Below are 23467 nucleotides of genomic sequence, written 5' to 3' on the forward strand. Positions count from 1 at the left end.
AAATCATGGCCAAATGAAGCGGCAGGCAGTGGAATATGAAAAAGCTTTGCCCGGGAAAGGCAAAGTTTTTCAGATGAACTGCCGGACGCATCCAAACTGGTGGAGGCACGAATGCCGCAACAAGCTTGCCCGATAATCTTATACCAGAAACAGCAATCCGAGCATTATTATGATACCGGTAACGAACAGGTCTATGAGGCAGAAGCCCATGATGTCGCGCGCACCGAGCTTTGCAATTGCAAGTGCCGGAATGGCCCAGAACGGCTGAATGAGGTTTGTCCACGCATCACCCCAGGCAATTGACATACCGGTAACTGATGGTGCAACACCGAGCTCGATACCGGCCGGAATAAGAATAGGCGCCTGAACTACCCAGTGACCGCCACCTGATGGTACGAACATGTTAAGTATTGCTGCGCTGAGGAAACTCAGCAACGGGAATGTCTGCTCATTTGAGATTGCCACACAAGCATCGCTCAATTTTCCTGCAAGCGATGCACCATCACCACCTGCGGTACCTGTAAGAATACCCATGATACCTGCATAGAACGGGAACTGAAGAATGATTCCGGCTGCTGCGCTCGAAGACTTGGTAAGTGATCTTACGTATGCAATAGGTGTCTTGTGAAGAAGAATACCAAGGAAGAGGAAGAGCATTATGGTCATGTTCAAATCGAACGAACCGCCCTGGAAACCGATTCTCAGTACAAGGAAGCCAAGTCCCATTACAGCTGTAAGCCAGGTAAGGATTTTGCTTCTCTCAAGCTTCTGGGCAGGAGTTGGAACATCTGTCTCAAGCATCTTTGGTTTTGCCTCCTCGGCGAGCAATGCTGGATCTATCGTAACCACATCCTTGCCCTTTGGATGCATAAGGGCATTCACAAGGGTCATTACAACAAGAATGGTTATGACTATCGCCAGGTTGTATAAGGAGAAGACGCTCTCGCTGATTGGAATGGCATGCTGGATTGAACCTGCGGTGGTTTTCACAAGGGCCTCCCCTTCTGTTGCCATCGCCAGTGGAATGGATGCTGAAAGACCGCTGTGCCATACTACAAAGCCGCTGTATGCAGATGCTATCAGGAGTCTGTAGTCCACTCCCTTAACCACCATTGCAATCTGTTTTGCAAAGATAACTCCAACTATGAGGCCGAATCCCCAGTTTATCCAACAGGCGATGGTTGATACCAGAGTAACTATGGCAATTGCCTGGAAAGGAGTCTTTGGAACGGATGCTATTGAGCGCAACCATTTCTTGATGAGGTCAGAGTCTGCAAGAACGCTTCCGCAAACGAGGACCAGAGTCATCTGCATGGCAAATTCAAGGAGATGCCATACACCGCCGCCCCAGTTTGAAAGAACGTCAAGAGGAGACTGATGACATATAGGCATGGCGCAGATGAACGCCACGATTGTAATGAGTATGGCAAAGATGAATGGTTCAGGCAGATATCTCTGAACCAGCTTTACACAACCTTTTATAAGTCTTTGAAACATAATATGTAATTTAATTGTAATATTCCTTGAAAAAAGGCGGAAGTCTTTCGACATCCGCCCTTTGCGCATTGATTGCGAACAATTATTTCTCAATCTCCTTTGCAAGACGCTCGGTAAGCATAGGAACAATCTTATGGAGATCACCTACTATACCAAGATCGGCAACGTTGAAGATAGGTGCGAATTTATCCTTGTTGATAGCAATGATAAGTTCGCTCTCCTCCATACCTGCAAGGTGCTGGATAGCGCCTGAGATACCGCAAGCAAGGTAAAGGTTAGGTCTTACGGTCTTACCTGTCTGACCAACCTGACGGTCGTGAGGCATAACGCCAGCGTCAACCATTGCTCTTGAAGAAGAAACCTGGCCACCGAGAACGTCGGCGAGTTTCTGAAGTTTTGCAAAACCCTCTGTGTTACCAACACCTCTACCACCTGATACAAGAACCTTGGCAGCTGTGATATCAACAGTGTCCTTGGCCTCTTTAACGGTCTCGATGAGTTTTACTTTGAACTTGCTTTCGTCGAACTTAGGAGTGAACTCGAGAACAACACCCTTGCGGCTGTCATCCTTTGCAAGTTTCTGCATAACGCCCGGACGTACTGTTGCCATCTGAGGGCGATGCTCTCTGATAACGATGGTAGCCATGATGTTACCGCCGAATGCAGGACGTGTCATAAGGAACTCCTTGTCTTCCTCTGCAATCGCGAGCTTTGTACAGTCTGCTGTAAGACCTGTGTTAACTCTTGCAGAAAGCCTTGGAGCGAGGTCACGGCCAATGGTTGTTGCGCCATAGAGGACGATTCTTGGCTTGTAAGCCTCGATTACCTGATGTATTGCCTGAGCGTACTGCTCTGTAATGTAATCCTTGAGTTCAGGAGCATCAACGAGAACAACCTCGTCTGCACCGTATGCAATGAGTGTCTGAGCTTTGTCAGCTACTTTGTAGCCTGCAAGAATGGCAACAAGTTTCTCACCATAGCCGTCTGCAAGTTCTCTTGCCTTGCCGAGCAACTCAAGAGCTACAGGCTGAATCTCACCTTCCCTCTGCTCAGCAAATACATATACGTTTTTATATTCTTCTTTATTCATTTCAAATAGTATTTGGACGGTTAGATAATATGTTTCTCTTTGAGTTTTGCTACTATGAGTTCAACTGCCTCCTCAGGCTCAACCTCAAACTTCTCACCTGCAGGCTTCAACTCCTTGGTGAATGATTTGTAAACGTTGGTTGGAGAACCAGCCTTACCAATCTTTGAAGCATCAACATCAATCTTGTCAGCGCCCCAGATCTCAACTTCCCTGTCGTAAGCGTCAACTATGCCGGCAACGGTCATGTATCTTGGTTTGAAAGCGGAAGCAAGTGTTGTAAGAACGCATTTGCCTTCAACCTCAAGCATCTGATAACCTTCCTCGGTCTCTTTCTTAACGATGTACTTGCCATCCTTAACGTCAAGACCTACTACGTATGATACCTGTGGAAGACCAAGATGCTCTGCAATCTGTGGGCCTACCTGAGCGGTATCACCATCAATTGCCTGACGGCCGGTGATGATGAGGTCAACGTCCATTGTTCTGAGCGCACCTGCAAGAGCGTTTGAAGTTGCAAGAGTATCAGCACCACCCAATTTACGGTCTGTAAGAAGGATAGCCTTGTCAACACCCATTGCGAAAGCCTCTCTGAGGACTGCGTCTGCCTGTGGAAGACCCATTGTGATAACGGTTACGTGAGCACCGTATTTGTCTTTGAGCTGAAGAGCAACCTCCAAGCCACCCTTGTCGTCAGGGTTGATAATGCTTGGAACACCGTCTCTGATAAGTGTACCGGTAACTGGGTTGATCTTAACTTCAGTTGTATCAGGTACCTGTTTAATACAAACTACTATATTCATAATTCTGTGATTTTACTTAAATAATTTAGCTGAAATAACCATTCTCTGTACCTCTGAAGTACCTTCATAAATCTCGGTGATCTTAGCGTCACGCATCATTCTCTCAACTGGATACTCTCTGGTGTAACCATAACCGCCGTGGAACTGTACAGCCTTTGTGGTAACCTCCATAGCTGTCTGAGCAGCAAAGAGCTTGGCCATGGCAGCGTCTGCTGAGAAAGGCATGCCCTTATCCTCCTTGAAAGCAGCTGAACGCACGAGAAGTCTTGCGGCCTGAACCTTTGTCTCGAGCTCTGCCATCTGGAATGCAGTGTTCTGGAACTGTGAGATTGACTTGCCGAACTGTTTTCTTTCCTTTGTATATTTAACGGTCTCATCCATAGCGCCCTGAGCAATACCGAGAGCCTGTGAAGCGATACCGATTCTACCACCGTCGAGTGTCTTCATAGCTACCTTGAAGCCACCGCCGATTCTGCCAAGAAGGTTCTCTTTTGGAATACGGCAGTTCTCGAAAATAAGCTCGCAGGTTGCACTACCGCGGATACCCATCTTCTGCTCCTTCTTTCCGATTGAGAAACCAGGAGTTCCCTTCTCTACGATGAAAGTTGTGATACCCTTGTTACCAAGAGATTTATCTGTCATTGTAGCAACTACATATACGTCTGCATAACCAGCATTGGTGATGAAGATCTTGCTGCCGTTGAGGACATACTCGTCACCATCAAGAACAGCTGTTGTCTGCTGTGCAGAAGCATCTGTACCTGCGTTAGGCTCGGTAAGACCGAAAGCACCGATCCACTCACCGCTGGCAAGCTTAGGCAGATATTTCATCTTCTGCTCCTCTGTACCATGCTCGAGAATAGGAGCGCAGCAGAGTGAAGTATGTGCAGATACGATAACACCTGTAGTAGCGCAGCATCTTGAAAGCTCCTCTACTGCGATGGTATACATGATCTGATCGCCACCGGCACCGCCGTACTGTTTTGGAATAGGAATTCCGAAAATACCCAATTTAGCCATTTTCTGAACAGTCTCCATTGGGAATCTCTCCTGCTCATCAACTTCTGCAGCCAGAGGTTTAACCTCTTTCTCAGCAAATTCTCTAATCATCTGCTTGAAAAGCTGCTGTGTTTTTGTTAATTCAAAATTCATAATGTATGTGTAAAAAAATTAGTGTTTCCTTAGAAAACCATTGGTTTGAGATCCTTTGAAATTATAAGTGTTGCCTCAGTTGCAGCCTGAACCTGCTCAACTGTGAACTCAGGGTTGATTTCTGTAAGAACTATGCCCTCCTTGGTGATTTCCATAACACCCATCTCGGTGATGATCATGTTCACCTGACCGGCTGCTGTAAGAGGAAGACGGCACTCTTTCAGAATCTTTGGAGCGCCTTTTGCTGTATGCTCCATTGTAAGGATAACCTTGTTGGCACCAACGAGAAGGTCCATTGCACCGCCCATTCCAGGAACTTTCTTTCCAGGGATGATCCAGTTGGCCAAATTACCTTTCTCATCAACCTCAAGAGCACCGAGAAGGGTTACGTTAACGTGACCGCCTCTGATAATGCCGAATGAAGTAGCTGAATCGAATGTCATTGCGCCTGGCATATATGTAATGAATCCACCACCGGCGTTAATGAAATGAGGATCCTCCTTTCCTGCCTCAGGAGCAGGGCCCATGCCTATCATACCGTTCTCAGACTGAAGTGTAACGCTTACACCCTCTGGAAGATAATTAGGAACCATGGTTGGAAGACCAATACCCAAGTTAACCACATCACCATCGTGAAGTTCAAGAGCTGCCCTTTTGGCAATGACCTCTTTAATCTGATTCTTGTCCATATTTATACGTTTTAAAAGATTCGATTATTTGTTATGACGTTTTACATACTCCTGGCAGATGAATGAAGCAACGTCGTCCGCGTATGTGTTCATTCCGAAACCAGCATCGAAACCGAGTTCCTTAGCAAGCTCGTGGGTGATTCTAGGACCGCCGCATACAACAATCATCTTGTCGCGCAACCCTTCGGCATCCATGAGTTCAATGAGTTCGGTCATATTCTTGATATGAACGTCCTTCTGTGTAACTGTCTGTGATACAAGGATGGCATCTGCCTTGAGCTCGATTGCCTTTGCAAGGAATTCCTCGTTAGGAACCTGGCTGCCAAGGTTGTATGCCTCAATCATATCGTAACGCTCCAGTCCGTAGTGACCTGCATAGCCCTTCATGTTCATGATGGCGTCAATACCAACTGTATGTGCGTCGGTACCTGTGCTGGCTCCTATGACAACAAGCTTCCTGCCAATGTGCTCCCTGATGTACTCGTCTGTCTCAGGCATTTCCATTGTGTTGCTCTCAACCTTTGGTACATAGATATTGGAGTAGTCAACAGTCACTGTTGAGCTGCCATAGCAGTTGAAGAATGTGAAACCAGGTGTGAGCTCCTTGTAGAATACAACCTGTGGATTCTCCAGACCCATTTTCTTGAGCAGTTGCTTTGCAGCTTCACAAGCCTCTGCACCGCAAGGAACAGGAAGTGTGAATGACAACTGAACCTTACCATCATTCATGGTATCGCCGTAAGGCTTAACTTTAGTTAAATCAAGCGTCTTGTCAAAGTCCTTCGCTTGAGTTGAATACAAACCTGCGCTCATACTATCTAGCTCCTTTCATTATTTTGATAAATGGATTCATATAATTTGCTGACTTCTGGCATACGCCTGCAAGTCCCTTGCCACCGTTCTTCGGACGTTTGACGTCTGCGAACATACCCTTCTCAAGTGCGTTGAACAAGCCCTCGCCTGCTATCTTCTCAAGAAGTTCGGTTGCATTGTTGAGAACGAGCTTTGCTCTGTTCCTTACAATACCGTCTTCCTTGAACTCAACCTCGTCACCTATTGACTTCATGTTGCCGAAGATATACTTGGCATTCTCGATTGAAAGGAATCTGTCTGACATGAACGGAGTGTGGATTGCCTCAGTTGGCATACCGAGAAGCTGAATACCCTGGTTTGTCCAGATACCTATCATGTTGAACAATGCGTCCTGGATATGGCCTCTGAAGATGTTTCCTGTCATGAACTTTGTAGGAGGCATGTATTTCAGTGTTGCCTTAGGGAAGATCTCCCTTGTCATCTGAGCCTGTGCAAGTTCATAGAGGAAGCCGTTCTCAAGCATAGGATCCATCTCGAATGCGTGACCGAGTCCCATCTGCTCCTCCTTCAGACCTGCGAGCAATGCAAGCTGCTCGTTGATGAGGTCTGATGCAAGGACTGTGTGTGCCTCTTCGTATGCATCGGCTGTTGTAAGGTAGTTGTCCTCACCTGTATTGATGATAACGCCTGCAAAGCCGTTGATCACTCTTGAGAAGAACTGGTCAACCAATGTTCTCTGCATGTTGATATCACGGAAGAGAATTCCGTAGAGAGCATCGTTGAGCATTACGTCAAGACCCTCGAAAGCACCCATGATAGCGATTTCAGGCATACAGAGACCGCTGCAGTAGTTGCAGAGTCTGATATATCTGCCAAGCTCCTCTCCTACCTTGTCAAGAGCGGTTCTCATGATCCTGAAGTTCTCCTGGGTAGCGAAAGTACCACCGAATCCTTCTGTTGTTGCTCCGTAAGGAACATAGTCAAGAAGGCTCTGGCCGGTTGTTCTGATAACGGCAATCACATCCGCACCCTGACGGGCTGCAGCCTCTGCCTGAACAACGTCCTCGTATATGTTACCGGTAGCAACAATAACGTAAAGATAAGGTTTCGAGCCCTCGCCAATTGTATTAAGATATTTCTCCCTGCGCTCTCTTCTTGCCCTGATTTTGGCAACGCTTGCGTCAACAACAGGCTTGATCACTTCGAGAAGCTTTCCTGCATCTGTGCATGAAACTTTTGTAAGGTCGAGCTTGCCTTCGGCAACCGCCTCGGCAATCTCCTGAGGATTCTTTCCTGTAGCTATCATTGCATTGGCAATGTAGAAAAGAACGCCGTCGCTCAGAACACCCTTTTCGTTAAGATGGTCAACCACAACGTTTGGAAGTGGAACCTGATTTGCGTCTACTCCGTCTATGCCCATAAGTCTGCACAGAGTTCTCTCTACAGCTACTGTTGTATAGGCCTCAACAAAAGATTGAACGGAGCCTGCAATGTTTGCAGCTATGCTTTTAGCATATTCAACCTTTTTGAAATCCAGTCCTAATTTACTTTGCATAAATTATTGTTAATTAAATTGTTGTTATTATTATATTTCTATTGTTTCCCATTTAATATTTCCTGCGCCAGTCCTATCCACCTTTCATTTATGTTCAGGCTTCTGGCAACCATCACAGCCTCGTGCGGAATATCGTTGGTGCTTGTGGTAACAAGTCTGTAGTCCATTTTACCATCACGCAGTCCGCTCACCCTCCATCTCGCCTCCGCCTGGCAGTCAATGTTGTAATGAGTTGTGATAACTGCATCAACATTATACTCTCCAAGCATCTTCACCAACGCTTCAACCAGAGCCTTTCCTTCAATAGGGTTCGTGGTTCTTGCTGGCTCGTCAACCAGCGCCAGAGTTCCGTTCCCGGACGCCAGAATTTCAAGTCCCCTGCCGGTTCCCCTGTCAATCTGCTCCTTTTCATTCTCCAGATGCTCAAGGATGCCATTGATTGAAAGCATCTCCGCAGCAAACGATGAAAGCCCCCTTTCAATGTCCTGGTCATCTCCTATTGAGAAGAACAGATTGTTCTTGAGAGCTATCCTCGCACTGGCTGCAGGAACCGGAAAACCGAACTGACACATCTGCTGGCACAATGCAAGCATCTTGAGCACAACGGTCTTTCCGCCCATGTTGGCACCTATGATCAAGGACACCCCCCTTCCGAAGTCTATGTCTATCGCTGTGAAAGACAAGCCTTTCTGAGCAATGGAATCCGCTACCTGCGGATGGAACATTCCTTTGTAGGTGCTGTGCCCGTCTTCGGAGAACTCAGGAATCACAAGAGAATATTTCTGCATGAGCTCAGCCTTTGCCAAGGCCAGGTCAATGCTTCCTATCATGTCCAGAGTCTTCTTCATGCGCGGTGCAAGAGGCTTCAACCTTGCAGAAAGAGCAAACCTTATCCTGTTCTCGGCCTCGTCTGCCCTTGCAAGAAGTTCAAGCTGCCTTTCAGCACCGTTCACATCCTCTCCCTTTCGTATCTCAGCCCTGAGCTTGGCAAGTTCCTTGGAATAAGCATCATAAATATAGAAGCTCCGGAGTTTCAATCCCTCAGGATCAAGGATGCTTATGATACCTGTCATGTCAGGAATCTGAAATGCGTTGATTCCAAGACTCGACAATGCCTGTGAAAGCTGGACAGCGGTAAAGCTCAAATCCTTTATTTCAAACAACTCTATATCATCCACCGACGATGCGTCCGATATTCTCTGTATGGTACCGTACACATCCCTTACAGTGCAGAGAATGCCTTTCAAATGCTCTATCTCCACCTTGCTGCCAAGAACCCTGTGGAAAGCCTCCACTTTCTCCAGCTCGCTCCTGATATCGGAGGAGCGTGTGAACATCATACTGTTCAGAAGCACCTTCCTGCCTGGAGCGGTATGAAGTTCCAGGCCTCTGTAAATATATCCAAGTCCGCTCGGACTATCTGTCAAATCCTTGAACAGCATATTCAATCCGCATTCTTCACTATATCATATACAGGCAAGCCAATTGCCGCCTGTAAATTCTCACACAAGGCATCCGAATCCAGAACATAACCTGCAGGCGACACAGGATTTGCGCAAACCGCAATCAGCTTGCTCTTCTGGAGGACCCTTACATCAACAGACTTTCTCAAAAGCAGTGCAAAAGTCTGTTCATTTACAAAGAACTTTGTGAAATCCCTCACTATCAAAGTCTTGCCTGATATCCCCTTTGAATCTTTAATAATCTTGAGAAGTCTTTCCGTCAATGCTCCAGCCACATATATCACCCTTGACTTTTCAAGTCTTGCAAGGTCGTTTTCACTTATATTGATGGAAGAAACTGAATTTATACATTCCAGAACTCCATCTTCATCAATGCCCCAAAGACCGTTATCAACAGGCAACAGCCTTGAGACAATTTCATTTTCAGCCAAATCCAGGTTTATCAGATCAACGATAAACTTGGTTCTGTTCACAAGAGTCTGCATATTGATTGAATACGCAGCACCTGTAGCCAGTACCATTGCCTGGCTTACGGCCGGAGAAGCCAGACTGAGTCTGGAAAGTGCGCCGTCAATGATTTTCAAATCCACATTGAATCTGTCCATTCTGTCCATCCACCTCCTCAGAGATGGAGCGGAGGAAGGACCGGCCAGCAGCACCTTACCGGAACACAGAGCTTTTGCCGTAACTATCTCTCCCAAAGAACTTCTTTCATCACTTATATCAACCAGCTCCGAATACAGGCCTTTGCTTGCATAGAACCTGTGAGCCGTTGAAAAATACACCCCCTCACCTATCCATATTTCAGGTTTTGCAGTTCTGGTAACCTGATCAACCGTTTCACCATCTATCCCTATCGAGGTTACCGCCACCTTCATTTCATGCAGCGGTAACCTTTTAAGGATATAATTCAAGCACTCGGTCTTGCCGGTATTCTTCTCAAGTCCCACTATGGAAAGACTTCTGTATTTCAGAAGTTCAGGAATGAAAGAAGAATACTGCATTTCCGTTACAAACTATTTGTTCCTGTTCTTTGAACGCTCTTTTCTGCTGAGGAAAGATGGTTCAATGCACATCTGGTTGCCTTCGAGAAGAGTAGCAACACCCTCTTCGTTCTTCTTCTGCTCGCACCACTGGCAATGGCACTCATTTGTGTACTCTGCAGGCTCGGTGTAAGTAGTGATAACGCCCTCGAAGTTTCTGAGAACAACCTTTCCAGGTGCCTGTGAAATAACGTAATTAGGCATTACAGGAGTCTTTCCACCTCCACCAGGAGCATCAACAACGAATGTAGGAACAGCATAACCTGATGTATGACCTCTGAGGCCCTCAATGATCTCTATACCCTTTGAAACAGGTGTTCTGAAGTGCTCGAGACCCATTGAAAGGTCACACTGATATATATAATAAGGTCTTACACGCATCTTGACAAGCTCGTGAACGAGTTTCTTCATTACGTAAACGCAATCGTTGACGCCTCTGAGGAGAACTGACTGGTTTCCGAGTGGAATACCTGCATCGGCAAGTCTTGCGCATGCTGCAGCTGACTCCTCTGTAACCTCGTTAGGATGGTTGAAGTGAGTGTTCAACCAGAATGGATGATACTTCTTGAGCATGTTAACCAGCTCAGGAGTGATTCTTTGAGGGCAAACGACAGGAGTTCTTGAACCGAGTCTGATGATCTCTACGTGAGGGATAGCCCTGATACGTGAAATGATTGACTCCAGACGCTCATCCGATACCATAAGGGCATCACCGCCTGAAAGGAGGACGTCCCTTACCTGTGGAGTATTCCTTATATATTCGATAGCCTTGTCGATGTTAGACTCTGCTGTATCACCATCCTTCTGACCTGCGAATCTTCTTCTGGTGCAGTGACGGCAGTACATTGAGCACATATCAGTGATAAGGAGAAGCACTCTGTCAGGATATCTGTGTGTAAGTCCTGGAACAGGTGAATCCTCATCCTCGTGAAGAGGGTCAAGAAGATCGGCAGCTGCCTGATGTGTCTCGTTGATTGTAGGAACGCACTGTCTTCTTACTGGATCGTATGGATCGTCAGGATTGATCAAGCTTATATAATAAGGAGTGATGGCCATTCTGAGAGTTGAGAGGCATTTCTTTACACCCTCTTCCTCCTCAGGAGTAAGTTTCACGTATTTCTTCAACTCGTCAAGAGTCTCGATACGGTTTCTAACCTGCCATTTCCAATCGTTCCACTGCTCGTCTGTGACGTTTGGGAACAGGATTTTTCTTCTTGATACGTTCATGGCAATTATGCGTAAAGTTCTGTGAATATTTTTCTGAGCTTGTCACTCTCCCTGAGCTCCTGGAGTGTGAACTCTGCGTGACCCTTGGTATAACCGTTACCCATTATCATGTTAACGTCAGCACCGATACCCTCAGCACCGAGAGATGCCTTTGTGAATGATGTAGCCATTGAGAAGAAGTAAACTGTACCCTCATCCTTTGTGCAGAGGATAGCTGTCATCTCCTGATCAGGAACGTTTACACAGTTGATGGTAACGTCTGCCATCTTGCCGTTTGTGAGCTTGTAAACCAACTCATAAATCTCAGCAGGAGTCATACCCTTAACGCTCTCTACAACATCGCAGAAGCCGAGCTCCTTGATACGCTGTGTTGATTTAGGGCTGTTTGCAAGACCGATGACCTTACCTGTAACACCTACACGCTTCTTAGCCTCGTAGCAGCAGAGCATACCGCTCTTTCCACCTGCGCCAAGAATAACAACGTTCTGGCCATACTGGCAAAGTTTTGCTGTCTGAGCAGGAGCACCTGCAACGTCGAGAGCTGAAAGAGCAAGTTTCTCAGGAAGATCCTCAGGAATCTTTGCATAAATACCGCTCTCGAAAAGAATAGCCTTACCCTTGATGTCAACCTGGTCAACCTCTGGACGGATTGCAAGAATCTCGTCAATGCGGAGAGGAGTAAGTGAAAGAGAAACCAATGTAGCAATACGGTCACCTTCCTTAACCTCCACCTTATCCTTGATAGCATCACCGATCTTCTCGATCTTGCCAAGAAGCATACCACCTGAACCTGTTCTGCGGTTACGGTGCTTGCCCTGGAGCTCAACATTGTAAAGCATCTCCTTCTTTACCTCGTCCATGATCTTCTCCTGGCTTGCGCCCTCGCCTGCCTGCTGCTTGGCATAGTTGAGGATATCTGTGAAAGAAGCTGAGTCAATATTCAGTGTCTGAACGTCAATAAGGATTTCGTTATCCCAAATCTCATCCATGTTGTTGTCAACCTTGTTGGCTGGCTGTGGAAGAACACCTTTTGGTTCAATTACGCGGTGTGTTCCGAATTTGTTTCCGTGTTTCTGCATAATACTTTATTAATTGTTTATTGTTGTTTCATATACAAATCAAGAGGATCTTGAAAAGACCCTCTGAAATTATTTTGTCAAACCGAGAATTGCTCTTGCCTCAGCAGGTGTAGCTATTCCCCTGCCCATTTCCTTGGCAATCCTTACAACTTTGGCAACAAGCTCGCCGTTTGATTTGGCAAGCACACCTCTTTCAAGGTACAGGTTGTCCTCGAAACCTACTCTTACGTTACCGCCCATTGCAATTGCAGGAGCTGCAAGAGTGAAAGCGTTTCTTCCAATACCTGTTGCTGTCCATGTGGAACCTGCAGGAATGTTGTTGACCAGCCACTGGAGGTTTCCTACTGTAGCAGGAGTACATCCAGGAACGCCGAGAACAAAGTTGAACTGCATAGGATGTCCTGGAACCTCACCCTTGCGTGCCATTGTGAGGATGGTGTCAAGATGACCCATCTCAAAGCACTCGTACTCAGGTTTGATGCCTTTCTCAAGCATACGCTTTCCGAATGCACGCATTGTTGGCATTGTGTTGTCAAAGATTTCGTCACCGAAGTTGCAGGTTCCGCAATCCAATGTAGCCATCTCAGGAACAGGGTTGGTGTTGGTTGAATCCAGACGCTCGTCCGGTGTCATTCCAACAGCACCGCCTGTAGAAGGAATGAGGATTACATCAGGGCAGAGCTTGTAGATGGCATTCTCGCACTCCTGGAAACGCTCGTGGTTCTGGGTTGGAGTACCATCATCGTATCTTACATGGAGATGGACAATGGCAGCACCTGCATCGTATGCAGCCTTTGCCTCAGCGGCAATCTCTTCAACTGTATAAGGAACCGCAGGATTCTGTGCCTTTGTAACTTCCGCACCGCAAATGGCGGCTGTGATTATAAGTTTCTCCATATCAGATTATTTTTTTCTCTGGCATTTAGCTGGAACAACACATGTACCGCTTGCTCTGCATACAACTATAGGTTCTGCAAGAACATCAGCTGCTGAATCAGATACATCAGGCCTTGGAGCAATCACTTTCCTTGCCTCGAACACCATCTTTCTTGATGTATTGCCAACGTGTGTGATTTCACCTACAGCCTCAATGTAGTCACCTGCATATACAGGAGCTATGAACTCTACATTGTCATAAGCCTTGAAAAGACCCTCGTCACCATCGTTGATGATGAGAAGTTCTGTTGCAACATCACCGAAAAGATTGAGCATGTGTGCTCCGTCAACCAAATTTCCGCCATAATGAGCATCGTGGCAGCTCATTCTGACTCTGATCAAAGATTTAATAGCCATATTGTATGTTTGAATGTTATGTTAATAATCAGTTAATTATTTGCGCTCTACCAGGTAATCAACGAAAATGGCAGGTGTATGAACTGTCTCAGGTGCGAGATCGCCCACCTTCACAATCTTCTCAGCCTCTGCAATTACAACGTCCGCTGCTGCAGCCATGAGAGGATTGAAGTTCTTTGTTGTGCCAACATAGACGAGGTTTCCTATCTCGTCGGCCACTGTTGCACCGATAAGCGCTATGTCTGCGCGCAATGGTTTCTCAAGAAGATACTCCTTGCCGTCTACCTTTACTGTCTCCTTGCCCTCGGCAACGATTGTTCCAAGACCTGTTGTGGTGAGAACTCCGCCAAGACCTGCTCCGGCTGCCCTGATACGCTCCGCCAATGTTCCCTGCGGACAGAATTCAACCTGAAGCTCACCGCTGTTCATCTGAGCGCCTGTATTAGGGTTTGTACCAACGTGCGATACGATAACCTTCTTTACCTGCTTGTTGGTGATAAGCTTTCCGTGAGCAACGTCAGGGTAAGCAGTATCATTGCAAATGAGTGTAAGATCCTTAACTCCGCTTTCAGCAAGAGCATCCAAAATTGAAATCGGACTTCCGGCAGCCAAGAAACCGCCAACCATCACGGTCATGCCATCCTTTACCTTAGCAATGGCATCCTGCAAAGAAATTTTTTTGTCCATTATAAAAATTGTTTTAATAGATTAATTTCCGTTGTAAAGTGAGCATACAATCTCTCACTATTGCAAAGGTACAAAATATAATAGGCAATTCAAATAACATTGATGTTATAAAATTTAAGATTTTTTTAAGGCTTTTTTCAAAACATTTTGGTAAATTTGCATATCAAAAACATTCGATATGGAATATACAAAAATCATTTTTGAACAGATTGAGAATATTGGAATAGTTAAGATAAACTATCCGCAGGCGCTCAATGCCCTCAACTCACAGGTTCTGAGCGAACTTGACTCCATTTTTGACGAAATAGCAGCCAACAGGGAAATAAAGGCCGTTGTCCTCACAGGAGAAGGCAAGGCTTTCGTTGCAGGTGCCGACATCTCACAGATGAGCATCCTGGACGCTGCAGCAGGAAAGGCATTCGGCGAATACGGAGCATCCGTTTTCAGAAAGATAGAGCTGCTTGAGAAACCTGTCATTGCAGCCGTGAACGGTTTTGCACTCGGCGGTGGCTGTGAGCTCAGCATGTGCTGCGATATCCGCATTGCATCCGCAAAAGCCAAATTCGGCCAGCCTGAAGTCGGCCTGGGCATCACCCCGGGTTTCAGCGGAACCCAGAGACTCCCTAGAATCGTTGGCATGGGAAAAGCCAAGGAGCTCATCTATACTGCGGACATAATCAATGCCCAGGAAGCGCTCAGAATAGGTCTTGTCAACCAGGTTGTTGAGCCTGAGCAGCTTATGGATACCGCAATAGCCATGGCAAGGAAGATAGCCTCAAAGGCATCCATCGCTGTGAAATATGCAAAGGAAGCCATCAACAGGGGCATGCAGACAGATATTGACAGTGCAATTGCCATAGAGGCCAACCTCTTCGGTCTGTGCTTTGCAACAGCTGACCAGAAGGAGGGAATGGGTGCGTTCCTTCAGAAAAGGGCCCCTGAATTCAAGGATTGTTGACATTATTCACATAAACATTTATAAAAAATCAGATTATGATAGTAGCAGTAGTTGGTACAGGTACAATGGGTAATGGTATTGCCCAGGCTTTTGCTCAGGCAGGCCACGATGTAATTCTTAAAGGTCGTTCAGAAACCTCTTTGGCAAAGGCTCACAAGAATATTGACAAGAGCCTCTCAAAAATGGTTGAGAAAGGCAAGATGGAGCAGGCTCAGATGGACGCCATCAGAGCAAGGATCGTTGACGTGATGGAGTACGAGAAACTCAACAATGCAGATCTCGTGATTGAGGTTATTGCCGAGGACATGGCTATCAAGAAGGAGATCTTCCAGACTCTTGACAAGATTTGCAAACCGGAGGCCATTCTTGCAACAAACACATCTTCATTGTCAATCACTGAGGTTGCTTCATTCACAACAAGACCTCAGAACGTTATTGGAATGCACTTCTTCAACCCGGTTCCAATGATGAAGCTCGTGGAGGTTATCAAGGGACAGCTCACGGCTCCTGAAGTACACGCAAAGGTTGTTGAGATAGCTACCGAAATTGGAAAGACACCTGTAAGCGTGAACGAGGCTCCTGGTTTTGTTGTTAACAGAATCCTCATTCCACTTGTAAACGAGGGTATCGGCATTCTTGCAGACGGCGTTGCTTCAGCAGAGGAGATTGATACAGCAATGAAGCTCGGTGCAAACCACCCTATGGGTCCTCTCGCACTCGGTGACCTCATCGGTCTGGATGTATGCCTTGCAATCATGGAAGTTCTCTACACCGAGTTCGGTGACAGCAAATACCGTCCACATCCGCTCCTGAGAAAGATGGTACGCGCAGGTCTTCTCGGAAGGAAGACCGGTGTGGGATTCTATGACTACAGAAAATAATCCGGCATATACAATCAACTGATTTATATACCAGTATGTACACGGACCGGCCCCGCATGGAGCCGGTCTTTTTTTTATTCTGGAATCTTTACTACTTTTGCAGGGAATATTTTTTCACTTGATATAACCAGTAATTCTGATTCAGATGGAACAAGACATATACAGCGAAATAGCACCATATTCAGACGAGCTTATTCCACAGGCGATGGAGAAGATAGCCAACGACTCCAAACTGGAAAACATCTCCAGATACCTGTACCCTGAAAAGCCCGCTGAATTTCTGAAAAACATAGTGAAATCCTGCAGGACAACCTTCGACTTCCAGAAGAACATCATGTTCCAGGCTGTCAACCAGGTGCTTGCAAAAACAGCCTCCAAGCTGACTTTCAGCGGAATTGAGAACTTCAAACCAGGAAACAAATATCTGATTGTAAGCAACCACAGGGACATTGTCCTTGATTCCGCAATCATCCAGAAGATACTTTTCCAGAACAACATCCCAACCACAGAGATAGCCGTGGGAGACAATCTCATCTCCTCCCCTTTCATAGATGACTTCTGCCGTTCGAACAAGATGATCAAAGTGATCAGGAAGAACATTTCACCAAGGGAGCTCTATTCAGCCTCAAAACTGCTCAGCGGCTATATCAGGCAGCAGGTGTCAAACAGAATCAGTTCCATCTGGATTGCCCAGAGGAACGGTCGCACAAAGGACGGAAACGATCTCACCGAACAGGGCCTTCTGAAAATGTTCGACATGTCCGGCACTTCCGATTTCGTTCAGGACTTCTCAGAACTGCATATAATGCCAACCTCCATCTCCTATGAATACGAATCCTGCGACTTCTTCAAGACAGCAGAGACCTATATCAAACGCAGGATGAAGTATGTCAAGGCGGAGAATGAGGATTTCATCAGCATACTCACCGGAATCACCCAGAACAAGGGAGACATCAATGTCACATTCAACGAGCCGGTAACGCTTGAGGAAATACAGGAATCGGCCAGGATGGACAAGAATGAAAGATTCAGGCATCTTGCGGATATAATGGACTCCAAGATAATCAGCAACTACCTTTTCCATAAGACCAATTATATTGCGTATGACATTGTAAACAAGACAGCTAAATACGCAAAGAAATACACACAGGCAGACAAGGAAAAGTTCCTTGAATACATGAGGAAAGGTCTTGACGCCCTCAATATGCCTGCCCGTCTTGCAGCACTTTCCGATGCGCAGGGCAAGGCCGTTGAATACGCAAGGTCAGAGATGGAGGATATTTTCCTGAAGATCTATTCAAACCCTGTTCTTTCCAAAGAGCAGCGAGCTGTCGCCATAGCTTAGGAAGCGGAAATCATTGTCAAGAGCATAGCGGTAGATCTCACGCCAGTGCTCTTCACCCACAAAGGCCGATATAAGCAGGAGAAGTGTGCTCTGAGGCTGGTGGAAGTTGGTAATAAGCACATCAACAATCTTGTACTTGTAACCCGGGACTATTATTATACCTGTACGGGCCTTCATGCTCGTAATTCCGTTTCTATCCATGTAGCCGATTATTGCACTCAGGGAGTCTTCGACACTGATACCATGAAGAAGCCCTCCTGTGCAAGTATCTGCGCACTCAACATTCTCATTTTCAGAGTACGGTTCCCATTGCTCCACTGAACCCGGCTCCCCTCTTTCTATGCAATGAACACCGAAGTAATACAGCGATTCCAGTGTCCTGGTTGAAGTAGTGCCAACAGCTATCACCCGGCCCCTGCGCTTGTACTCCAGAAGTTTCACCAGCAGTTCCCTGGTAACCGATATCGGTTCGGTATGCATCTTGTGGCCGGATATATACTCACTCTTTACAGGAATGAAAGTGCCGGCACCTACATGAAGACACACACTCATTTCCTCTATTCCTTTGTTCTTTATGTCGGAAAACACCCTGTCGGTAAAATGCAATCCTGCGGTAGGTGCTGCAACAGAGCCTTTTATCTGCGCATAAAGAGTCTGATACCGCTCAATGTCTGACTGCTCGGTCTCCCTGTTCAAGTACGGCGGGATAGGTATTCTTCCACAGATATCAAGCACCTCGGAGAAGGTATATACACCTTCCCAGCTAAACTCAACCACATTGGCCATGGCATCACCTTTACTGATCAGCTCCGCCTGAAGATTGAGAGCTTGAGCTTTATTGATATCGTTATTCAATTCAGTATTATAATCGCATATCAAAGAGATTCTTCCACCTTTCCAGCGTTTTGAGTTTCCTAATACAGCTTTCCATCTGCAGGATCCAACCGAAGCGAATGACTGTGCGTAATCGGCAGGCAGCACCGGCTCCAGGCAGAATACTTCTATTACCGCCCCGGTATCCTTACGGAAAAACAATCTGGCAGGAACCACCTTGGTATTGTTGTATACCATAAGAGAGTTCTCTGGAAGGAAAGTTGATATATCGTGAAATATGGAATGAGAAACTTTGCCGTCTTCATAGACAAGCAGTTTTGATGAGTCCCTTTGAGGAAGGGGATACTTTGCTATACGGTTTTCAGGCAAATCGTAACTATAATCAGATATCTTGATTTCAGGCTCCACAATCAATTTTTTCTGCAAAGATATATAAATGTACCTATAAGTGCTTCCGATTGATTCTACGATTTTGTTTACAAATGTAATATACATACGTAAACAATAAATATTGACATAATTGCAATAAAAATAGCATGCACCACAGTATTCTGATTACATTATTAAACAAAATAACATAATTGCAAATCATAATTATAACAATTGTTATAATCTATAACAACGCTATATGTAAATATCTGATTTTAAAATACATAATATCTTTAAATTAAAGTCCTGGATGAGTACTGTCGAGCTCTGTATATGTAAAACTAGTATAAAAATGAAAGAAATATGGCCAAATCAATGTATCTTGCTTAATCAAATTACTAATATCCAATATATTAGCACTATAATACAAACATCGATATCATATAGCGTACCATATATTTTCGCCAATATTTCAACAAGTTGGAAATCTTTTTTCTATATTTGTATACAAAAGTTACGTTAATATATGTAACAATACTCTTTTACAAAAATGAAAGACCGTTTACAGCAATTTTTAGACCTCAAGAACATATCCGCAGCAAGGCTTGCAGATATGATGGGAATACAGCGTTCAGCCCTATCACATATCCTTGGTGGCAGGAACAAACCAAGCTATGATTTCATATCAAAATTCATCACACTTTTCCCCTACGTAAATGCTGAATGGTTCATCACAGGCAAGGGCGAAGCCTTCAAGAACATGGCCTTCCCTGGCACGGCGCCAACAACCCCAGCTTCTGTTCAGACACCTGCTCCTACTCCTGCATCGGTTCCGGTTCCTGCACAAGTTCCTGCCGCAGCTGCCGATGTTCAAATCGAGACTCAGGAAGACGATGATGACTTCCCCATCGCTGTAAAAGAAGAGAATACTGAAAAGGCAGACGAGAATATTCAAAAGGAGCCTTGCTCCAGGGAACGGAGAATAAGCAGGATTATCATACTCTTTTCAGACGGAACATATCAGGAAATGAAATAATGGTTATTTTTGCACCGTAAAGCAATAATGACCATTTGCAATGTACAGATTAATAAGACCACTGCTGTTCCTTCTCAGCCCGGAAAGCGCACATAAGGCCAGCATATATGCACTCAAGGCTCTCAGTTACATTCCTCTCGGAATGAAAACTCTGTCGTTTTTCTTCAATCACAAGTCCAAGGCTCTTGAGCGTGAGGTTTTTGGCATAAAATTCAAGAATCCGGTAGGACTCTCCGCTGGATTTGACAAGAATGGCGATTTGTACAATCTTTTCGCTCCGTTCGGCTTCAGTTTCATTGAAATCGGCTCCCTCACCCCTCTGCCACAGGACGGGAATCCAAGGCCGAGATGTTTCAGACTGGAATCAGACAATGCCATAATAAACAGGATGGGCATAAACAACCGTGGAGTCAAATATGCAGTACAATATATAAAGGAGCATAAGCCTGACTGCATCATAGGTGCGAATCTCAGCAAGAATGCCACAGTTGCAAATGAAAACGCTGCAGACGATTATGAAAGGTCCTTCTCGCTTCTGTACGACTTCGTGGATTATTTTGTAATCAATGTGTCCTGCCCTAATGTGAAGGATCTCACCAAATTGCAGGACATCGGCAATCTTTCAAAGATCATTGACAGACTACTTACGCTGAGAAACTATTACGATGATTACAGGCCTATACTGCTGAAGATATCGCCCGATCTGAGTTTTGCACAGATGGACGAAATCATTGATCTGGTGCTTCTTAGCGGTCTTGACGGTGTTGTGGCAACGAACACAACCACATCCAGGGCGAATCTTGAAACTAATCCTGAATACGTCAGGAGCATTGGCAACGGCGGTCTGAGCGGCAAACCGCTGTTCAAACGCAGCCTGGAAGTTGTCAGATACATTCATGAGAAAACAAACGGAATACTTCCTATAATTGCTTCAGGTGGAATCATGAAGCCTGAAGATGCAAAGGCCATGCTTGATGCAGGAGCCTCATTGGTACAGGTTTACTCCGGATTCATATATAATGGTCCTTCTTTCGTAAGGAGGATAAACAAATACTTATCTGAAAAAGCAAAGGAAAAATGACAACGGCAACAATATGCACAATAGGCGATGAGATTCTGATAGGCCAGATTGTTGACACCAATTCATCAATGATTGCAAAGGCCCTGGAATCCATTGGCGTTCAGGTTGTTGAAATGATTTCAACATCAGACAGCGCAGAGGAGATTGAATCAACCTTGAACAGATGCTCATCAAAAAGCAATGTTGTGATAATCACAGGCGGCCTCGGCCCTACCAAGGATGATATTACCAAGACTACAATAGCCAGACTCACAGGAGCCCGGTCATATATCAACAACGAGGAGCAATTTGCCGTGAACAGCCGTATTCTGGCTGCAAGAGGCATTGAAATGTCCGCAATCAACCGTGACCAGTCCAGGGTTCCTGACACCTGCAAGGTTATTGTAAACAAGGTTGGCACTGCACCCTGCATGGAATTCCAGCTCAACGGAGCCCTCATGTTCTCCATGCCTGGTGTGCCATTTGAAACAGAAACCGCTCTGCCACAAATACTTGCATCAATTCAGGAGCATTTCAATCTTGCCACTATATGTCACAGGACAATATGCACGTTCGGCATAGCGGAATCAACTCTTTCAGACATGATAGAGGATTGGGAAACCAACCTTCCTGATAACATGCACCTTGCCTACCTGCCGAACTCCATCCTTGGCGTAAGGCTCAGAATTTCCATTTACGGCACAAACAAGGAGGATGGCGAGAAAGCCATAGACCTGCAGATTGAGAAATTGAAGGATATCATCGGTGATGCCATCTACGGATACGGCGAGGATTCTCTCCAGAAGGTTCTTGGAGACATTCTTCTTGAAAGGAACGCCACCGTTGCCACCGCGGAAAGCTGTACAGGAGGAAAAATAGCGGAATTATTCACCTCGATAGCCGGAGCATCAAGGTATTACTGGGGCAGCGTTGTATCCTACGATAACAGTGTGAAAATAAACACTCTGAAAGTCAGAAAATCCACAATAGACACTTACGGCGCCGTAAGCAGCCAGACAGTTGAGGAAATGGCCGAAGGAGTTAGGAAACTCCTGGGAACCGATTATGCTGTTGCCACATCGGGTATTGCAGGACCTGGAGGTGGCAGTGCAGAGAAACCGGCCGGAACGGTATGGGTTGGAGTTTCAGGTAAGAATTTCACGGTCTCAAAGATGTTCCGCTTCAGCGGAAGACGCGACATTAACATAAACCGTTTTGCCTCCCACGCGCTCAACTTCCTGAGGCTCAATATACTGGCAGACAAATAATATATAAACCCCGGAGGTTTTGTTCAACCTTCGGGGCTCATAGCATTTATCTTGTAGTATACTACAATGTATGAGCAATCTGCTCAACCTGTGAGAACAGGCGGAGGAAATTACCACCGAGAATACCAGTGATTGCAGAATCTGAATAACCCCTTCTTTTGAGTTCAGCTGTAATTGCAGGCATTTTTGTCACATCCTCCAATCCCTTAGGTGGAATCTCAATACCATCGTAGTCTGAACCTAATCCTACATGCTCAGGGCCTACCAGTGACACAGCGTGGTCAATGTGGTCAACAAGGTCCTTTACACCTGGCCTTGGAATGGCAAACAGCCTGTCACGTACATCAAAGAATGCCTTTCTGATTTCAGGATCCTGAGTGTTCTGCTTGAAAGCGGTCTCCTTCTCCTCGAATTCATCGGAAACCTTGCTGAATTCCTCATAATATTTCTCGCTTATGAAAGCAGGATAGAAATTGATCTGAATGACGCCATCCTTTGCTGCAAGATCCTTTATCATCTGGTCTGTCATGTTCCTTGGACGGTTCGCAAGCGCCCTGCAGCAGCTGTGTGTTGCAACAATAGGTGCCTTTGAGTATTTGAGGCAGTCATAGAAAGACTCGTCTGAAATGTGTGAAACGTCAACCATCATTCCCAACCGGTTCATTTCCTTGATCACTTCAACACCGAAAGGACTTACGCCGTGCCAGGTTGGAGTCTTTCCTGTACATGAATCACAGATGTCATTATTACGTGAATGTGTGAGTGTCAGATACCTCACTCCCATTCTGTAGAACAGTCTGAGAAGGCTCAGGTCCTTCTGGATAGGCAATCCGTTCTCCATTCCAAGGAAAATGGCAAGCATTCCCCTCTCCTTCAGTTCGCGGGCTTCCTGAACGCTGTGGGCGATTGCTGCCTTGCCGGGATATTTGTAAACAGCATCGTATGTAGCAGCAATAAGCTGCAAAGCCTTTCTTGTTGCTGCATCCGGTTCAAGAAGGTTTGAAGTGTAAATGGCAAAGAATGAAGCATCCACACCGCCCTTGAACAATTTGTCAAAGTCAACGTGATTGGTTGTATTCTTTTCTGTGTAAGGATATCCCTCCCATATTCTTGAAGGGGTATCGCAGTGAGAATCAAGGACAAATGCCCTGTTATGCAATTCTTTTGATGTCATTGTATATTATTTTAAATGATTACTTAATGTTGTACCTAAATTCGTTTTTGTAGGCCACGCCAGCCAGCAGCATCCTGTCAAAGAGCCCGTCACCGAAGTATCGGCGGTTGAACTTGTAGCAGAACTCGTTCAGATAGCTCTGCAGATATTCGGG

The 23467-nt window shown here is 45.7% G+C and carries 22 protein-coding genes and 1 pseudogene; 6 read left to right on the top strand and 17 right to left on the bottom strand.

The genetic code is table 11. From position 1 onward, the window contains the following. Positions 1 to 138: 138 nt before the first annotated feature. From AC06L3_RS07020 to AC06L3_RS07085, 14 genes are all read right to left on the bottom strand, one after another. Positions 139 to 1497 (bottom strand): short-chain fatty acid transporter, encoded by a 1359-nt coding sequence (locus AC06L3_RS07020; protein WP_475669908.1) that lies wholly within the window; start codon positions 1495 to 1497, stop codon positions 139 to 141. 82 nt (positions 1498 to 1579) lie between these two features. Beyond that, the gene (locus AC06L3_RS07025; protein ID WP_475669909.1) at positions 1580 to 2587 is read right to left on the bottom strand and encodes an electron transfer flavoprotein subunit alpha/FixB family protein; all 1008 of its coding nucleotides are present in this window, start codon (positions 2585 to 2587) and stop codon (positions 1580 to 1582) included. Positions 2588 to 2607: 20 nt separating this feature from the next. After that, positions 2608 to 3387: an electron transfer flavoprotein subunit beta/FixA family protein gene (locus AC06L3_RS07030; protein ID WP_475669910.1), complete on the bottom strand. Its 780-nt coding sequence runs from the start codon at positions 3385 to 3387 to the stop codon at positions 2608 to 2610. 12 nt (positions 3388 to 3399) lie between these two features. After that, positions 3400 to 4539 (bottom strand): acyl-CoA dehydrogenase, encoded by a 1140-nt coding sequence (locus AC06L3_RS07035; protein WP_475669911.1) that lies wholly within the window; start codon positions 4537 to 4539, stop codon positions 3400 to 3402. 29 nt (positions 4540 to 4568) lie between these two features. Next, positions 4569 to 5228: a 3-oxoacid CoA-transferase subunit B gene (locus AC06L3_RS07040; protein WP_475669912.1), complete on the bottom strand. Its 660-nt coding sequence runs from the start codon at positions 5226 to 5228 to the stop codon at positions 4569 to 4571. A gap of 24 nt (positions 5229 to 5252) precedes the next feature. Continuing rightward, the gene (kamE, locus tag AC06L3_RS07045; protein WP_475669913.1) at positions 5253 to 6041 is read right to left on the bottom strand and encodes a lysine 5,6-aminomutase subunit beta; all 789 of its coding nucleotides are present in this window, start codon (positions 6039 to 6041) and stop codon (positions 5253 to 5255) included. A gap of 1 nt (position 6042) precedes the next feature. Then, the gene (gene kamD / locus AC06L3_RS07050) at positions 6043 to 7596 is read right to left on the bottom strand and encodes a lysine 5,6-aminomutase subunit alpha (protein ID WP_475669914.1); all 1554 of its coding nucleotides are present in this window, start codon (positions 7594 to 7596) and stop codon (positions 6043 to 6045) included. Positions 7597 to 7634: 38 nt separating this feature from the next. After that, complete coding sequence (locus AC06L3_RS07055) at positions 7635 to 9038, bottom strand: MutS-related protein (RefSeq protein ID WP_475669915.1); 1404 nt, start codon at positions 9036 to 9038, stop codon at positions 7635 to 7637. Positions 9039 to 9040: 2 nt separating this feature from the next. Then, complete coding sequence (kamB, locus tag AC06L3_RS07060) at positions 9041 to 10063, bottom strand: lysine 5,6-aminomutase reactivase subunit KamB (protein WP_475669916.1); 1023 nt, start codon at positions 10061 to 10063, stop codon at positions 9041 to 9043. Between the two features lie 12 nt (positions 10064 to 10075). Further along, entirely contained in the window at positions 10076 to 11329 is a 1254-nt protein-coding gene (gene kamA, locus AC06L3_RS07065) for a lysine 2,3-aminomutase (protein WP_475669917.1), read from the bottom strand. 5 nt (positions 11330 to 11334) lie between these two features. After that, positions 11335 to 12408, bottom strand: coding sequence for an L-erythro-3,5-diaminohexanoate dehydrogenase (gene kdd, locus AC06L3_RS07070; RefSeq protein WP_475669918.1), 1074 nt, complete (start codon positions 12406 to 12408; stop codon positions 11335 to 11337). 69 nt (positions 12409 to 12477) lie between these two features. Continuing rightward, entirely contained in the window at positions 12478 to 13305 is an 828-nt protein-coding gene (kce, locus tag AC06L3_RS07075) for a 3-keto-5-aminohexanoate cleavage enzyme (RefSeq protein ID WP_475669919.1), read from the bottom strand. Positions 13306 to 13311: 6 nt separating this feature from the next. Further along, a complete protein-coding gene (gene kal / locus AC06L3_RS07080; RefSeq protein ID WP_475669920.1) occupies positions 13312 to 13701 on the bottom strand; it encodes a 3-aminobutyryl-CoA ammonia lyase in 390 nt (129 codons plus the stop codon). A 36-nt stretch (positions 13702 to 13737) separates the two neighbouring features. Further along, positions 13738 to 14388, bottom strand: a complete 651-nt coding sequence (locus AC06L3_RS07085) for a CoA transferase subunit A (protein WP_475669921.1) — start codon at positions 14386 to 14388, stop codon at positions 13738 to 13740. 178 nt (positions 14389 to 14566) lie between these two features. Between AC06L3_RS07085 and AC06L3_RS07090 the strand changes: the two genes are divergently transcribed. The 3 genes from AC06L3_RS07090 to AC06L3_RS07100 all read left to right on the top strand — a co-directional run bounded on the left by AC06L3_RS07090 (position 14567) and on the right by AC06L3_RS07100 (position 17572). Continuing rightward, on the top strand, positions 14567 to 15346 hold the full coding sequence (locus AC06L3_RS07090; protein WP_475669922.1) for a short-chain-enoyl-CoA hydratase: 780 nt from the start codon (positions 14567 to 14569) through the stop codon (positions 15344 to 15346). 35 nt (positions 15347 to 15381) lie between these two features. Next, positions 15382 to 16227 (top strand): 3-hydroxybutyryl-CoA dehydrogenase, encoded by an 846-nt coding sequence (locus AC06L3_RS07095; RefSeq protein ID WP_475669923.1) that lies wholly within the window; start codon positions 15382 to 15384, stop codon positions 16225 to 16227. A 145-nt stretch (positions 16228 to 16372) separates the two neighbouring features. Continuing rightward, complete coding sequence (locus AC06L3_RS07100; RefSeq protein ID WP_475669924.1) at positions 16373 to 17572, top strand: 1-acyl-sn-glycerol-3-phosphate acyltransferase; 1200 nt, start codon at positions 16373 to 16375, stop codon at positions 17570 to 17572. On the opposite strand, the gene AC06L3_RS07105 is transcribed toward AC06L3_RS07100, so the two are convergent. Further along, positions 17525 to 18832, bottom strand: a complete 1308-nt coding sequence (locus AC06L3_RS07105; protein WP_475669925.1) for an S-adenosylmethionine:tRNA ribosyltransferase-isomerase — start codon at positions 18830 to 18832, stop codon at positions 17525 to 17527. The two genes, AC06L3_RS07100 and AC06L3_RS07105, sit on opposite strands and share 48 nt — an antisense overlap. Before the next feature lie 493 nt (positions 18833 to 19325). Between AC06L3_RS07105 and AC06L3_RS07110 the strand changes: the two genes are divergently transcribed. From AC06L3_RS07110 to AC06L3_RS07120, 3 genes are read left to right on the top strand one after another with little or no spacing between them, the layout of a single operon-like run. Further along, complete coding sequence (locus AC06L3_RS07110) at positions 19326 to 19811, top strand: helix-turn-helix domain-containing protein (protein ID WP_475669926.1); 486 nt, start codon at positions 19326 to 19328, stop codon at positions 19809 to 19811. A gap of 40 nt (positions 19812 to 19851) precedes the next feature. Beyond that, positions 19852 to 20892: a quinone-dependent dihydroorotate dehydrogenase gene (locus tag AC06L3_RS07115; protein ID WP_475669927.1), complete on the top strand. Its 1041-nt coding sequence runs from the start codon at positions 19852 to 19854 to the stop codon at positions 20890 to 20892. Beyond that, entirely contained in the window at positions 20889 to 22139 is a 1251-nt protein-coding gene (locus AC06L3_RS07120) for a CinA family nicotinamide mononucleotide deamidase-related protein (RefSeq protein ID WP_475669928.1), read from the top strand. Before AC06L3_RS07115 ends, AC06L3_RS07120 begins: the two co-directional genes overlap by 4 nt. A gap of 61 nt (positions 22140 to 22200) precedes the next feature. On the opposite strand, the gene AC06L3_RS07125 is transcribed toward AC06L3_RS07120, so the two are convergent. Both AC06L3_RS07125 and AC06L3_RS07130 read right to left on the bottom strand, forming a co-directional pair. Beyond that, the gene (locus tag AC06L3_RS07125) at positions 22201 to 23313 is read right to left on the bottom strand and encodes a dipeptidase (protein ID WP_475669929.1); all 1113 of its coding nucleotides are present in this window, start codon (positions 23311 to 23313) and stop codon (positions 22201 to 22203) included. Positions 23314 to 23332: 19 nt separating this feature from the next. Then, a pseudogene (locus AC06L3_RS07130) lies at positions 23333 to 23467 on the bottom strand (IS1595 family transposase); the annotation flags it as partial.

This window comes from Candidatus Egerieousia sp. (genome assembly GCF_056211015.1).